Genomic DNA, 14,454 nt, shown 5'->3' with positions numbered 1-14,454 from the left:
TTGCCCTAAACGGACCATTGAGCGGTACGGCACGAAAGGGTCTCAAGCGGCTGGCATCCCAATTTCGCCGAACTCCACCGGCAGCTTCACATAGAACAAATGGACGCCCTCGCTCTCAAGGGATGCGAAGAGCCTGTCCGCTTCTTCTTCGCTGACCACCATTGTGACCTCTACCGGCTGGTCTGCCAGTTCGAAGAAATGCGCGGCATGGAATCGCCGGTGATGGCCAAAACCGATTGCTCCCATAAATACAGTCGCGCCACGAATGCCCTGCGCGCGGGCAGTTTCGATCAGCCATTGATAAAGCGCCGCATGCCCGTGTCGTTTGTTCTGTTCTGTGAAAAACTCAAGCTGATAGCCTTTCATTGCGTTCTCCCGGAAAGAAATGGCCTTATCACGAGTATAGGCAAATTGAACGACAGCGCACAGCGGCAGGATCATTGGTCCGAGACGGACAACTCTGGTAAAGTTTTGATTATCGGAGATGGCATTCCTCCCTGAACCGTCGCTGTGCGCAACAGTTGACTGATGATGCCTACGTTACACCCTGGATGGGGATACGTAGGCTCGACCTGTCCAGGTAACAACATGAAAGGACAGGTATCGTGCTTACATCCATTGCTGCAATCGCCATTGGTGCCAGTCTCGGCGCGTTGCTTCGCTGGGAACTCGGCAATCTGCTCAATGCGTTGTTTCCGGCAATCCCTCCTGGCACGCTGGTCGCCAATCTACTAGGGGGCTACCTGATCGGCGTTGCCGTCGCCTTTTTCGCAGAACATCCCGCACTAACTCCTGAAATCCGCCTGCTCGTGGTAACCGGATTCCTTGGAGGCCTGACGACCTTCTCGACCTTTTCCGCGGAAGTCATCGCGCTCTTCCAGGAGGGCCGCCTGGCGTGGGCATGTGGCGCGATTGCAGTCCATGTCGCAGGGTCGTTAAGCATGACAATGCTCGGCATTCTGAGCGTATCGCTCATCTATGATGCCTGACCGGCTACACGTCACGTGTACATCAAAAGTGCATTGATACGGCAGCGTGTTTTCAGTTGATCGGATATTTTTGGAGGCTTCATGAATCTTCTTCCAAGCTGGGTATGGTTTGCATTGGGATCGGCATTCTTCGCTGCACTGACGGCCTTGTTCGGCAAGCTCGGCGTCGCCGGCATGAATTCCAATATGGCGACCTTCATCCGGACCATCGTCATTTTGCTGGTCACCGCCGCGATCTTGTCCTTACGAGCGGAATGGCAGAAGCCGAACGCCATTTCCTCCTACAGTTGGCTGTTCCTCGTGCTGTCCGGAATCGCTACCGGGCTGTCGTGGCTGTGCTATTACCGGGCCTTGCAGCTTGGCCCTGTGAGCAAGGTTGCTCCGATTGACAAGCTCAGCGTCGCGTTTGCCATCGTGCTCGGCATCGTTTTCGTCGGCGAAAAGCTGACTTGGCCCGTTGCGCTCGGAGGCTCGCTGATTGTCGCCGGATCCATCGTCATTATTGTCTTTTAGGATCAAAATCACCTGCTGCGCCGTACGGGCGGCAGTTACGGTTGTCAATGTCGGGGGGGATACCATACAATCACCCGGCTACGGAGATGGCATTCCTCCTCGAACCGCCGCCCATTAACCGGGTAGCTGATGATGCCTACAGTCGTTCCTAGTCATGGGAGCTGTAGGTGTTCGCCCGCCGCTTCACATGACCAGGATTTGCAAACAACAAACCTGGTGTCATGAAACACTCCAAATATCCTGAACAAGTCGATCTGCTGCCCTACATGGGCAAGTGGCTCCTTTTTGCGGTTATCGTCGCTACCCTGGCCGGCACCGCATCCGCACTTTTCCTGTTTTCGCTGGAGTGGGCGACCGCCTGGCGCGAATCTCACCCGTGGATTATCTGGCTGTTGCCGGTGGCCGGCTTCACAGTCGGCTGGATCTACCTGCAACTCGGCAAGAATGTCGAAGGCGGCAATAACCTCATCATCGATGAGATCCACGATCCCAAAAAAGTCATTCCGCTGAGGATGGCGCCGCTGGTGCTCGGCGGGACCATCCTCTCCCATCTGTTCGGCGCATCGGTCGGGCGCGAGGGAACGGCGGTACAGATGGGCGGCGCGCTGGCCGATCAATTGACGCACATCTTCCGCATGGACCAGCAAAAGCGCCGGCTGCTTATCATGGCCGGTATCAGTGCGGGCTTCTCGTCAGTCTTCGGAACGCCATTGGCCGGAGCGATCTTCGGCCTTGAAGTGCTGGCTATTGGTCGCATGCGTTACGACGCCATCCTGCCGTGCTTCATTGCCGCCATCGTCGCCGACCAGGTCGGTCTGTTGTGGGGCATTCACCATACGCACTACGTCGTTTCTGTCATCCCCCACATCTCTGCATGGAGCCTGGCCGCGACGATTGTTGCTGGGATTGTTTTCGGGCTGGTCGGGATGCTGTTTGCGAATGCCACGCACGGACTGTCCGACTTCATGAAACAGCGTGTGGCCTATGCGCCGTTGCGCCCCTTCATCGGCGGCATTGTCGTTGCCGTCGCCGTCTGGGCCATCAGCACACATCGATACATCGGCCTCGGTATCCCGACCATTGTCGAGTCTTTCCAGCAGCAATTGCCATGGTGGGACTTCGCTGGAAAGATGGTCTTCACAATCGGCTCGCTCGGCACAGGTTTCAAGGGAGGAGAAGTAACGCCGTTGTTCTATATCGGTGCCACTCTTGGCAACGCGCTTGCACCGATCCTGCAACAGCCGTTTTCCATGCTGGCAGTGCTCGGATTCGTGGCTGTCTTTGCCGGGGCCGCCAATACGCCGATTGCCTCGACCATCATGGCCATTGAGTTGTTTGGCCCAGAAATTGGCCCTTATGCCGGAATAGCTTGCGTCGTCAGCTATCTATTTTCCGGGCATACCGGCATCTATCGCGCTCAGCGTGTAGGTCACTCTAAGCACCGTCACTTCCCTGAAGGGATCAAGCTCGGTGAGGTTGCCTACTATCGTAGCAAGCTGCGCAAGCAGGCCGAACAAGACAATGCGCCCCTTTAACCCACGAGATTCCAGGCCATCATGCAAGACCTTGCCGCCCTTCGACTCTATTTCCCCTTATCCGCGAAAGCACGTGCTACGCGCTTCTGGCATCGCTTCGCCGCACCGAGCTTAGCGCATCATCTGCTCTCCTACGCCCGGCGGCTAGGCGTCAGGCAGGCCATTCTGCATCATGTCGATGCGGGCTACCTTCAGGGGGAACGCATCAGTCATCATTCATTGGAAGGCGGTTCGATGCGCCATCCGCAATGCCTGGAGTTGATCGACACGGAACAGAAGCTGCGCAAATTCCTGAAGGACCATGAGCATGAACTGCATAAGGTGCATGCTGTCCTGTTTCGATGCGAATTATCTCTGAAAATGTAGCCCGAATCGTTCATTTTCCGGCATATCGTATGGCTGCTTTGAGTCGATTTCCGACAGTCAACTGAATCTGAGCAATGACTGGTTTAGTGCGGATTCCTGCCGTAAGCTATCAGCACTGAACCGAATGGTTATGATGCTGAGCATGCCGCTACCAATGCCCAAATTTGCAGGGCTTTAGATGGGCAAAAAGCTCAAAATGTGTAAGTTGGGAATGTTGCTGCAAAATCAGGGAGTTGCGAAATACTAACAGTTAGCATCATTCATACATAATGACGGTTGCGCTGTGGCCAGGTCCAACGAGGTTAAGGCGCTCGGCGTCAAAATGGGCGAGCCCTGGTTCAAGCTGAAGGAACTCGCGAGGCGGCACGGAATTGTCGCGTTATCGAGCAACTACACGCTGTATGGCGACATGAGCAATCGCATCATGACTGTATTGCGCGAATATAGTCCGGTTACCGAAATCTATTCGATCGATGAATGCTTTCTCGGCTTGCGCGGGCTCGATGGCCTGTGGCGGTCGCGTGAAGCGATGGGACAGGACATTCGGCAGCGGGTACGCCAATGGATCGGCGTGCCGGTGTGCGTCGGCATCGGCCAAAGCAAGACGTTAGCCAAGCTCGCCAACCACATCGCAAAAAAGCGTCCGGAATTCTGCGGCGTCTGCGACCTGACATCCCTGCCACCGGGCGAAGTCGATGCCTTGATGGCGGCGATCGACGTCGGCGAAGTCTGGGGCGTCGGTCGGCGCATCGAAGCGCAACTGCTAGCAGCCGGCATCGAGACGGTGAAGCACCTGCGGGACGCATCGCCACGCTGGTTACGCTCGCATTTCGGCGTTGTCATGGAGCGTACAGGGCACGAATTGCGCGGTTTGTCCTGCCTTGCGCTGGACGAAGTGATGCCACCAAAGAAGCAAATCATCAGTTCCAGGTCGTTTGGCGAACTGGTGACGACCCTGAACGCATTGCGCGAGGCGGTGTCCAGTTACGTGGCACGTGCCGCCGAAAAGCTACGCGCCCAGCATTCCGTCTGCGAGACCATTCAGGTGTTTGTCCAGACCAACCCGTTTCGCGCCTCCGATCCTCAATACAGCAATGCGATGACTATCCCCTTGACGCATCCGACAGGCGACACGCGACGACTGGTGCGCGCCGCGCACTATGGTCTGGAGCAGATCTATCGGCCAGGTTTCTACTATAAAAAGGCGGGCGTCATGTTGAGCGGGTTGTCCGATGCGTCTTCGCAGCAGCAAGGCCTGCTGTTTTCTGCACACGGCACAGGCAAAAAATCTGACCAGTTGATGGCCGCGATCGATGCAATCAATGCTTCGTTTGGACGAGACACCGTGACCGTGGGATCGACCGGAATACACCACGGTTGGGAAATGAAACGAGAACGAAAAACACCCAGCTACACGACAAGGTGGAGCGATGTGCCAATCGCGTTTGCATAGCAACTGGCATCCTCCAACCGCACCAAGCGTTTCGCTTCAATAGCTCGACTTGTCATCGACGCCCTGCGCGAATCGGTCCTCCCAGTGGCGCAGGTAGGAGGAGGCCAATTCCGGGTTGTTCCAGATGACGAGCACGTTCTCGCTATTCGATTTGGCCGCTGCAGGTAACGGTCCGAGTAATCACCCAGTCCGATTCGACGTCCGCAGCCATTCCGCTACTTCGTCTTCAGCAATTTCGTCGTCGTAGGCAGGTGCGGCAAGTTAGCGGAGTAGTTCCGACGACATCAGCACCATTGCGACGCGGTGATCACTAGTTCAACGCCACCATTACCGTTTCTTTTGAGCCGCTGATTTTCTTGCAGCCGATCGTTCGTCGGACAAAAAATCGGTCCCACAGGCAGCTCTGTGTTCAGCACCGATCGTTGCCGCAACAAAGCTGACGGGCGACAATCTGCCAGTTCCGGTCATTCGCCCGCTGCGCAAAGCGGAAGATCAACCGTCAGAACTACCACGCCTAGCTGACGTTCCAGGGCAACACCACGACGCCTAGTGGTCGGCCAGACCAAACGCTCATAAAATACCTACCAGTCCGTCCCTACCCAGTTCCAGGGTATGGCATGAGAGAATCACCGCTTTCCATGGACCTAAAGACGATGAGCAAGAGTGTCGAGTTCTTCGAGACCCAATTCCGCAAGCAGGTCGCAAAAAGCGAAATGGCGCTGAATCCCTTTGAGAAGGCAGCACTGCCGCACCTGCAAGGACGCCTGCTGGATTTTGGCTGTGGCCTGGGCAACCTTGCGGTCGTCGCGGCACGCCAGGGGTGTTCGGTTCTGGCACTCGATGCGGCGCCGACGGCAATCCAGCACTTGGCTGCCCTGGCTAAGCAGGAAGGGCTCGACATCCAGGCCATCGAGGCGGACCTACGGGCGTACGAGATCAATGAAGACTTCGATACGGTCGTGTCCATTGGCCTGCTGATGTTCTTCGACTGCGAAACGGCACGCCGGCAGCTGGCGCAATTGCAGGCCCGGGTGCGGACCGGCGGCGTAGCCATTATCAACGTGCTGATCGAAGGCACGACCTTCCTCGGCATGTTCGACCCGGGGCGGTATAGCCTCTTCAAGGGGGATGAGATAAAGGAAGTCTTCGCAGGCTGGGAGGTCTTGAGCGAGTCCTTCGATGACTTTCCCGCCCCAGGAGACACGGTGAAATCCTTTGTCACCCTCATTGCTCGAAAGCCCGGGGCTCCCGCAGCTTAATCGCGGCAGCCATCCAAGAACGGATAGATTCAGAGGGCGCAGCTGCGGAATCCCGTGTGTATGTCGGCCCGCTCGGGCTGGAAAAAGTTACGGTAGTTGGGATGCGCTATGCGCGGGTTGGTGGCCCGACTCGCCCCCTTCAACACATAGCGTTGTTCCTCGAAACCGAAGCGCGAGTAGTCGCGGTAGGGATGGGCGACAAACCCCGAGAAGGGAGCGAAGCGGCTCGCTGTCCATTCCCAAACGTCGCCCCAGGTAAATCCCGGCGCGCTCATTGCGGCGCATTCCCACTCGGCCTCAGTTGGGAGGCGGCGCCCAGCCCATCGGCACCATGCGACAGCCTCATGCCAAGTCAAATGCACTGCCGCGGCGTCGAGATCAAGCGCTTCCCAATTGCCGAAGCGTAATGCCTGCCAAGTGCCGTCAGCCTGGCGTAGATAACGCGGTATCGCTACGGCCCCGGCCTCCACAGCCGGCAAGAAACGGCGCCAACTAACCGGCACGGCATCGATGGTGAAAGGCGCCAGTGCAACCTCATGCGCATTCAATTCGTTGTCGAAGGCGAAGCCGGTGCCCTGATAACCCAGGGGAAAGATCGCCCCGGCAATGTGGAGGTCCGTGGCTTGTGCCAGCCGCCTCTCCCAAGGCCGCAGATGGCGTGGCAACGGAACATCAAGCGTCTGGGCCGTGTAGGTAAGGGCCTCGGCATGCATATCTTCGTGGAACAGCGACAGGCGAAAGAAGTACAGGCCCTCCGATGTGTCGGAAGCATCGCTTAGCAAGGTGAGGGTCGCCTCCAAGCTCTCGGCAAGATAAGCGCGGGTAGCCGCAAGGTCTGGCAAGGGCAAGCCCCATCGCGTTGAGTGGGCGACATGGCTTGAGTCGTAGAGGGCGTCGGCACCAGGCAAGCGACCTTCGGGGCGGGGATGGTCGGGATCACAGCTAATCCCCGCGTTCCGGTGCTGGTTCCGGGCCAGCCAGAAATCGTAGAACCAAGCGATATGGCCGGCCTCCCACCGGGGAGGGTTTATTTCTTTCAAGTATGGAACGGCCAGTTCCGGGCCGAATTGGGTGACATAAGCTTTGAGCAGTCCGAGCGTGCGCTGACGAGTGTCTTGGAGTGCTCTGGCGAGAAAGGCAGCATCGCCTTCCCTGGCTCGGCGGGCAATGGAATAATAGGTCACCACGAAAAGGACTCCCAATGTCAGCACAAGTTGTGATTGTCACTCCGCGTCTGGCCGATGCCAACAATGGCAATTGGCGGACTGCTCAGCGCTGGGGGCGCTTCCTTGCCGGCAGGTATCGGGTCCGCTTGGTGAAGACTTGGCCCGACGAGGAGTCAGGGCGCGACGACGCTATGATTGCCTTGCATGCGCGCCGTTCGGCCGAGTCGGTGGCCGCCTGGTATGCAGATCGGGGCAGCGCCGGACTCGGGCTGGTTCTCACCGGGACCGACCTCTATCGGGACATCCAGAGCGACGTTGGTGCGCAACGCTCGCTAACCCTGGCCCAGGAGCTTGTAGTGCTGCAACCGCTAGGGAAGAATGCCCTTCCTGCCGAGTACCGCGGCAAAACCCGCGCCATCTTTCAATCCACACCTCCTCGCCAGCCGCTCACCAAGACGAGCCGCCACTTGCGCGTGGTGATGGTCGGTCATCTGCGTCCCGAGAAGTCACCGGAAACGCTGTTTGCCGCTGCCCGCCTGCTGGGCGACCGTGACGATATTTTTATCGACCATATTGGTGGTGCGTTGGATTCAGAACTGGCAAATGAGGCCGCCGAGACCCAGGCTGCCTGTCCCAATTATCGCTGGCTCGGCAATCTACCGCATGCGAAGACCCGCGACCGCATTCAGCGCGCTCATCTGCTCGTTCATTGCAGCCGGATGGAAGGTGGAGCCCATGTCGTCATCGAGGCATTGACCAGCGGAACACCGGTGCTTGCTTCACGTATCGACGGCAATTCCGGGCTGTTGGGAGAGGACTATGGGGGCTTTTTTGGGTGGAATGACTCCACCGCCTTGGTCGCGCTTCTCACTGTCTGTCGCTCGTCCCAGAACGATCCGCAGGGGCTGCTTCACAAATTGACGGAACAGGCTCGCTCCAGGTCGGCATTGTTTTCCCCTGAGGCCGAGCGAAAAGCGACGCAACACCTGGCGGACGACTTGTTGGGGTGATCCCTCTCACTGCGCGCCATCGTTTACACGGAATGACGATAGGAAGCAAGTTGCGTGGATGCGATCTGACTGGATTAAAAGTAAGTGACATTGCGCAAGGAAACCGAATACTGCCACGTGCGATCGTGATGCAGCAGAAGACCAAGCGTCCGGTCCAGTTTGAGATCACCGAGCAAACGCGGACGTCGTTGGCGTCCTGGATGGAAAAGGCGCACTTGGCCGGCAACCAGTTCCTGTTTCCGAGCCGGCTTACGAGCTCTCCCCATCTTTCGACCCGGCAGTACGCGAGAATTGTGGAATCCTGGGTGAAATCGATTGGTCTGGATCCATCACCGTATGGCACTCACACCATGCGTCGCACAAAAGCTACGCTCATTTACTGGAGGACCAAGAACCTGCGTGCGGTGCAGCTTCTGCTGGCGCACACCAAGCTTGAAAGCACCGTTCGCTATCTTGCGATAGAGGTCAATGACTCGCTTTAGATTGCAGAACAGACCGAGGTATAGCTGTGGGCCGCGAGTTTACAACGGCTTGATTCGTACGGAAACAGATCATGTCAGCTTCGTGGGCACAAGTGGTCAGAAGTTGGATTGTGTCAACGGGCGACCTGCGGCCATCCCTAGACATTGGTGGCCCTTCGAGCGTTACCGCAGTGCCTGGGAGCGAAGTACGTGAACAAGTTCCAGATAGACTTGTTGCAGGGTCTCGCTCGTTTCCTCGCGGCGCGCTATGGTTTCCAGTGCTGCCAGCAAATGTTCGGCCACTGCAAGGTCGTCCTCGCGACAGGCGCGTTCGAAGGCGGCAAGCACGTCGCCCGATAACGTGCGTCTTCTGTAGAGCATATCTTGGCCCGTATTGGTCAGCCCACTGGAAGCAGGCATGAAATGTACTATAGACCTTCCCACTGGGAAAAGGTCAAGCCAAAGTTAACCGTCCGTTCAGGGTCGATTCTGTTGAAAAAGTCGCCCAGCAATATCGAAAAAGTGACGTACCGGCCATATCGATTCGTCGAATGAATTATTCCCATCAACAGGTGGGCGAATACTCTATTCCGCGACTTAATCGACCAGGTCTTATCGCAAACGAATATTTCACAAGAGTTTTTCAACAAAATCGGTCGGTCTCGGTAGTTCATGAAACTGTTTTATATGTCAGGTACTTGGCGGGAAGCGGCCATTACTGGAAGCGCAGCAGTCGTCTCAGTACGGCCTAGACTGTGTAAAAACGCCATGGCAACTCATTTTCCGGGGTCGTCCGACCATTCCCCACCTCCGAAAAATTGAATACAACGCGTTCTGGTGAACCGATATTTTTTCGGTCGAGTTTTTTCTGCGTTTTCACACAGCCTCGGCCAGGACCGGACAATTGCACGGGCCGAGAACGAAGTTAGGTAGCTTTATGACCCAAGGCAATCACTCCTGCGCCCAGCAGAGCCAATCCCACGCCGACGTAGTCAGTTGGTACGGGCTTGATGCCGTCGACTGCCCATAGCCATCCAAGGGCTGTGACGATGTAGATCGCCCCGTACGTGGCGTAGACTCGGCCGCTTGCGGATGGGTGCAGTGTCAGCAACCAGACAAAGATGGCCAGGCTAATGGCGGCCGGGAGCAGTAGCCACACGCCACTTTTCCCCGTGACCCAGAGCAGGGGCAGATAGCAGCCGACGAGTTCGGCGATGGCAGTTGCGAAGAAAAGTCCGAAGGTGCGTCCGATGCTGGTCCACTCCATGTTCAACGGCGCCTCACTTCCACGATCCCAGAAGAGTTCTCCCCAACGCCTTCCCGCGTCCCACTGCAGCATGACTTCGTACTTCGGGTCGGCGGTTGCGACGACAGATCCTCGATGATCGTGCAGTCCCGCGCAGTCCCTCCTATGCAGGCCTCGTCGCAGCCTTGCACAAACGCCAACAGACTTTCCTCCAACTGACGCAGCTCTCCGATCTTGGCGCGAACCTGTGTCAGATGGTCCTGCGCCATGTCGCGTACCTCGACGCAGGAGCGATCACCGTTCTCGAACATGCTCACCAGGTCGCGGACCTGGTCAATGGGGAACCCAAAATCACGGCAGCGCTTTATGAAAAGCAAGCGCTTTTGGTCCGCCTCGCTGTAGTAGCGCCGCCCGTTCGCGCTTCGAGGCGCCGGCGGCAGCAGGCCAATTTCTTCATAGTATCGGATGGTAGGGACAGTGCACTGCGCACGACCGGCAAGCGCCCCAATTGTCAGTTTTCCACTCTCCATAAATCCCCGCAAAAAAGCCCTTGATCCTCAAGTTACTTGAGGATGTACAGTCTTGGCAAGGTCTTTTTTATGCCGTTGACTAGGAGCTGATCATGAAGAGGATTCTGAAGAACTTGGGGATTGTTGGTGGGGGCACTGCGGCAGCATGTGCTGCCTGTTGCGCGGCGCCTTCGCTGCTAACACCGTTGCTTGCGTGGCTTGGACTCGCCGGAACAGGCTTGGCCTACTCGCCTTGGCTTGCGTTGCTAATGCTGTTCCCGGCCATGATGTTGGTAGTCCAGTTCATGCGCCGAAGGGCGAGTTCGCGCAGAAATGCCTCCACTGCCTGTGGGTGTGAAAGCATGTGTTCGACGGCTGAAGGGCAGAAATCTGCCTGCCGGTGAGTGACCGAGTGAGACGTGGCGTCCGTCCGGTTTGGATCGATAGTTCGCCTCTATGGCTGCGGCACCAATGTCTGGAAGGCGTCTGCGGATTCAACCGGTGTACGCAACAAGTTGGCTAAATCGTTGAGCGGGTGTTTCGTAATTTAGTGTTTTTCTTGGGCGTTCATTCAGTCGCCTCGCTACGGCATTCAGTTTTGCCTGTGAATGGATCGAGAGATCGGTTCCTTTGGGGAGATACTGCCTTAACAGCCCGTTCGTATTCTCATTGGATCCGCGTTGCCAGGGATGGTGCGGATCACAGAAATAAACTTGTATGTCAGTCGCCAACGTAAAACGCTTATGGTCGGCCATCTCGGTGCCTCGATCCCAGGTCAGGGATTGGTAGAGTTCGTCTGGCAGCTTGCAGGCGTGCTTGATCAGTGCGTTGATGACCGTCTCGGTATCCTTGTTGGTTACCTTCACCAGCATCACGTAGCGCGTCTGCCGTTCAACCAGAGTCGCAATCTGACTATTACTGCTCCCAATCAGCAAATCTCCTTCCCAGTGCCCAGGAACGGCACGATCTTCCACCGCGGCCGGACGCTCACTGATCGACACTGTGTCGATGATTCTGCCGTGAGTGCCCGTTTTCTGTGTGTGATGGCGCGACCGGCGCATGACACGTGTGTGCCGCAGATACATCAGCAGTTCCTTCTTCAGGGCGCCACGGGCCTGAATAAAAAGGCTGCGATAGATGGTCTCGTGTGACACCTGGAAGCTCTCGTCGTTTGGATAAGCATGCTTGAGCCATCCGGCGATCTGTTGTGGTGACCACAGCAATCGGAGCCTGGCTGCAACAACGCGCGCCAGCGCCCGGTTCTCTACCAGTTTGCAGGTCTTGGGGCGACGTGCCCGATCCCAGGCGGCCTGCTCGGCCTGCGCTGCACGATAGGATTCATGACCACCGTTACGCATGATCTCGCGGCTGATGGTCGAGGGCGCCCGCCCGAGTGCGATTGCTATCGAGCGAATCGATTCCCCGGCGACCATCGCACGCGAGATCTCCTCTCGTTCGTCCAATGTTAGCGCCAAACGGGAGCGGCATCGTTGCGGCGGACGTATCCCGCCAGTCTCCGCCAGAATCCCTTCGATTGATGAGTGATTTCGGTCAAAAAGCTGCGCAATCTGCTGGAGCGACTCACCCTTTTGCCAGCGCTCCCACATCAGTGCTTTCTGACTTTCCGTGTAGTAAATTCGTGGCCTTTGTTTCATCTGCAACACTCCTCCTGCTTACACAGTCTCTAGTGTGTTGCATACACCAGTTGAATTCACAGTCCTATTCCTGCCGGTGTTCATCACACCGGACTGACTGCTTACGGCACTGGACACGCTGCAAACGTCGTCCGAAATACGCAGCCGCCGCCTGACTGTAATTGAAACTGCCATTCTGGACGTGCCGCTCGTCAGAAATAATGTACTTGTCGGGATAAATGGCGTAGGTCGAAATCGACCGTGTCGGGATGCCGGCATTGACTAAGAGGTTAAGCGCGGCGATGCTCGACTTGCCCTTGTTTCCCTTTTCATCCACGATCACGCGCACGTCGACGCCCCGCTTTTTGGCCGCACGCAACGCTTTCACAATCGGCGGCGAGGTGAACGAATACGCCGCAAGCCGAATACTGCGCTCCGACGCATTAATCACTTTCAGTACGAGCTCCTCACTACCCGCATCAGGCGAAAACGCGCTTTCGATGAGTCCAGTCGCTGGGGCTTTCGCAGTGCGGGCTTGGAGTGCCTGAGACAGTTCGTCGATCAGCGTCGACTGCTTGGCAAATGCTTCTGTTGCGAACGTGAGAGACAGGACGACGAAGAATTTTTTCATGCGGCGATTTTGACCGGCCGAGCATATGCATAAGGTCTCATTAAGTGTCGAAATTTGGTTTCAATTGCACCAACAGACGGCAAAGTTGTCCACATTTACTGTGGTCAAGTCTGTGGATAAATAAGCATGACGTTCCGCATGTCATTGATCCACAAGGAAAACTTTCCGTTGATGAAAATCAACGCACAAGCCCTACATGCTCGTTGTTTCGCCCGAAAAAAAACCCGCTAGCCTTGCGGTAGCGGGTTTAAATCCAATTCAAGGAGAGTTGGAGGAGACAGGATTCATCCTACATCCCTGGATAGAATTCGTCTGCTTTATTGTTCGAATAGCAGATATTCGCAAAACGCATACCTTCCGCCCCTGCCCTACATATACAAAAGCCCGCTGCGCGGATGGCGGGCGGGCTCGTCTCTCTCACTATCCTGATATGGATTTTTTGGTGTTGCCGACGAATCTCACCTCACTCCAAATGAAAAACAATGATTTTAGGCAAACGTCGTCGGCCCTGTAACCTTACTGCTTTTTCAGGCAACCACTCATAAACTTCTTACGCTCGTCGCCCTTCATTCCTGAGGCTTGCGCGTTACACGACTTCATCTTGTCTTGCTGGGCCTGCTGTGCATCGCTCACCTTGGGCTTGTTCGAGAGGCACTCTTTCATGAATGCTTTGCGTTCGTCTCCCTTTTTATCACCCGCTTCTTTATTACAGGACGCCATCTTGTTTTGCTGTTCCGTCGCGGCGAAAGCCGGATTGAAAACGATCGGAGCCAGCAGCAAAACGGCGGTAAGTAATTTCTTCATAGTGTCCTCCATAGAGAATGGCTTGGGTTTGACGAATGGCCGACCTCATTGGTCGACTCCATGACGGCATAGATTGTCCGGTCCTTAGCTCCCAATCATCGGACCAGTACACATTGTAATCGCCTACGCCTCGGCTCAGCCCACCGCAAACTTGGCCAGTCGTGCTCGCGAGAGTTAGATCGATCCATTCACGCCGTGACTGCCAATTGAGAAACCAGTGATATATCGAGCATCCTAATCCCGAAAGCCCATAAAAATCGCCCCATTTTCGGCGAGCGAATCATTGGTCGGATCGGTACTCTACCTCCATCGACGTTGCATTTATCGCTGTGCTACTCAGGAGATATCCGATGTCTATGCAAGCAACGATGAGCCTGCCGACAAAGACTTCCACGGCCACGCCACTCGCCGCCAAACGGAGTGAAGACACGATAGGCACGCGCGTGTGGCTCGACGAATATACCTTTCTCCAGTCGGTTTATCACAGCGCCGACAACTGCTCGCCGAAGTTCCGCCTGCCGGATTTAATCAGTGCATGCGTGTCGCTGGTGTTCTTGGGCCCCGATCCTGCGCAATGCATTTTCAGTTACCTGCACGCCGAGATGATCTTGCGCGATCAAAATAGCATTCGCCGGCAAGAGGAGATGTGGATGCCGCAGTACCAGCTCTTGCTTGGCTTGCAGCGTTCGCCTTCCAACTGCCATCCCCATCCGCAATTCAAGCTCGACCATTTCACGACCGCCTGCATTGCATTGGTGAGTGCGGGACAGGATGTGACGCACCGGATCCTGGAGCAGGCACGCCACAATACCGCCGAACGCGCGGCACGACGCCTTCACGCGGAGCCGCTGAATCAATAAGGTTGTAGCAGTTTTTCC

Annotated in this window: 16 protein-coding genes, 2 pseudogenes and 2 riboswitches; of the genes and pseudogenes, 9 read left to right on the top strand and 9 right to left on the bottom strand. The window is 56.4% G+C overall.

Annotation, left to right across the window (positions count from 1 at the left end; translation table 11 throughout):
- Positions 1–42 precede the first annotated feature (42 nt).
- Positions 43–366, bottom strand: a complete 324-nt coding sequence (locus E6W33_RS07265; protein WP_136415928.1) for a DUF190 domain-containing protein — start codon at positions 364–366, stop codon at positions 43–45.
- A gap of 105 nt (positions 367–471) precedes the next feature.
- Positions 472–545, top strand: a riboswitch (Fluoride riboswitch).
- A 60-nt stretch (positions 546–605) separates the two neighbouring features.
- Here E6W33_RS07265 and crcB point away from each other — a divergent pair.
- The 5 genes from crcB (at position 606) to E6W33_RS07240 (ending at position 4,856) form a co-directional block, all read left to right on the top strand.
- Positions 606–989: a fluoride efflux transporter CrcB gene (crcB, locus tag E6W33_RS07260; protein WP_136415926.1), complete on the top strand. Its 384-nt coding sequence runs from the start codon at positions 606–608 to the stop codon at positions 987–989.
- An 81-nt stretch (positions 990–1,070) separates the two neighbouring features.
- On the top strand, positions 1,071–1,502 hold the full coding sequence (locus E6W33_RS07255) for an EamA family transporter (RefSeq protein ID WP_136415924.1): 432 nt from the start codon (positions 1,071–1,073) through the stop codon (positions 1,500–1,502).
- Between the two features lie 73 nt (positions 1,503–1,575).
- Positions 1,576–1,648, top strand: a riboswitch (Fluoride riboswitch).
- Between the two features lie 75 nt (positions 1,649–1,723).
- Positions 1,724–3,037: a voltage-gated chloride channel family protein gene (locus E6W33_RS07250; protein WP_136415922.1), complete on the top strand. Its 1,314-nt coding sequence runs from the start codon at positions 1,724–1,726 to the stop codon at positions 3,035–3,037.
- A gap of 21 nt (positions 3,038–3,058) precedes the next feature.
- Entirely contained in the window at positions 3,059–3,403 is a 345-nt protein-coding gene (locus E6W33_RS07245) for a DUF190 domain-containing protein (protein ID WP_136415920.1), read from the top strand.
- A gap of 262 nt (positions 3,404–3,665) precedes the next feature.
- Positions 3,666–4,856 (top strand): Y-family DNA polymerase, encoded by a 1,191-nt coding sequence (locus tag E6W33_RS07240; RefSeq protein ID WP_136415918.1) that lies wholly within the window; start codon positions 3,666–3,668, stop codon positions 4,854–4,856.
- A 36-nt stretch (positions 4,857–4,892) separates the two neighbouring features.
- Here E6W33_RS07240 and E6W33_RS27465 read toward each other — a convergent pair.
- A pseudogene (locus E6W33_RS27465) lies at positions 4,893–5,018 on the bottom strand (phospholipase D family protein); the annotation flags it as partial.
- Positions 5,019–5,509: 491 nt separating this feature from the next.
- On the opposite strand from E6W33_RS27465, the gene E6W33_RS07235 reads away from it, so the two are divergent.
- Positions 5,510–6,115, top strand: coding sequence for a methyltransferase domain-containing protein (locus E6W33_RS07235; RefSeq protein ID WP_168798563.1), 606 nt, complete (start codon positions 5,510–5,512; stop codon positions 6,113–6,115).
- Between the two features lie 29 nt (positions 6,116–6,144).
- Here the strand turns inward: E6W33_RS07235 and senA are convergent, their stop codons facing one another.
- A complete protein-coding gene (gene senA / locus E6W33_RS07230) occupies positions 6,145–7,302 on the bottom strand; it encodes a selenoneine synthase SenA (RefSeq protein WP_136415914.1) in 1,158 nt (385 codons plus the stop codon).
- 14 nt (positions 7,303–7,316) lie between these two features.
- Between senA and senB the strand changes: the two genes are divergently transcribed.
- Positions 7,317–8,291 (top strand): selenoneine biosynthesis selenosugar synthase SenB, encoded by a 975-nt coding sequence (gene senB, locus E6W33_RS07225; RefSeq protein ID WP_136415912.1) that lies wholly within the window; start codon positions 7,317–7,319, stop codon positions 8,289–8,291.
- A gap of 32 nt (positions 8,292–8,323) precedes the next feature.
- Positions 8,324–8,773, top strand: a pseudogene (locus E6W33_RS07220) (tyrosine-type recombinase/integrase); the annotation flags it as partial.
- Between the two features lie 162 nt (positions 8,774–8,935).
- Here the strand turns inward: E6W33_RS07220 and E6W33_RS07215 are convergent.
- The 6 genes from E6W33_RS07215 to E6W33_RS07190 all read right to left on the bottom strand — a co-directional run bounded on the left by E6W33_RS07215 (position 8,936) and on the right by E6W33_RS07190 (position 13,576).
- On the bottom strand, positions 8,936–9,133 hold the full coding sequence (locus E6W33_RS07215; RefSeq protein ID WP_136415908.1) for a hypothetical protein: 198 nt from the start codon (positions 9,131–9,133) through the stop codon (positions 8,936–8,938).
- A gap of 544 nt (positions 9,134–9,677) precedes the next feature.
- The gene (locus E6W33_RS07210) at positions 9,678–10,019 is read right to left on the bottom strand and encodes a YnfA family protein (RefSeq protein WP_136415906.1); all 342 of its coding nucleotides are present in this window, start codon (positions 10,017–10,019) and stop codon (positions 9,678–9,680) included.
- Between the two features lie 2 nt (positions 10,020–10,021).
- A complete protein-coding gene (locus E6W33_RS07205) occupies positions 10,022–10,528 on the bottom strand; it encodes a helix-turn-helix domain-containing protein (protein WP_136415904.1) in 507 nt (168 codons plus the stop codon).
- Positions 10,529–11,001: 473 nt separating this feature from the next.
- The gene (locus E6W33_RS07200; protein WP_136415900.1) at positions 11,002–12,162 is read right to left on the bottom strand and encodes an IS30 family transposase; all 1,161 of its coding nucleotides are present in this window, start codon (positions 12,160–12,162) and stop codon (positions 11,002–11,004) included.
- A 64-nt stretch (positions 12,163–12,226) separates the two neighbouring features.
- A complete protein-coding gene (locus E6W33_RS07195) occupies positions 12,227–12,772 on the bottom strand; it encodes a phospholipase D-like domain-containing protein (RefSeq protein ID WP_136415898.1) in 546 nt (181 codons plus the stop codon).
- A 516-nt stretch (positions 12,773–13,288) separates the two neighbouring features.
- Complete coding sequence (locus E6W33_RS07190; protein WP_136415896.1) at positions 13,289–13,576, bottom strand: PsiF family protein; 288 nt, start codon at positions 13,574–13,576, stop codon at positions 13,289–13,291.
- A gap of 350 nt (positions 13,577–13,926) precedes the next feature.
- On the opposite strand from E6W33_RS07190, the gene E6W33_RS07185 reads away from it, so the two are divergent.
- On the top strand, positions 13,927–14,436 hold the full coding sequence (locus tag E6W33_RS07185; RefSeq protein ID WP_136415894.1) for a hypothetical protein: 510 nt from the start codon (positions 13,927–13,929) through the stop codon (positions 14,434–14,436).
- The last annotated feature ends 18 nt before the right edge of the window (positions 14,437–14,454 follow it).

Source organism: Herbaspirillum sp. ST 5-3, from assembly GCF_004804275.1.
GTDB lineage: Bacteria > Pseudomonadota > Gammaproteobacteria > Burkholderiales > Burkholderiaceae_D > Noviherbaspirillum.
This window is presented reverse-complemented; position numbering and strand designations above follow the sequence as displayed.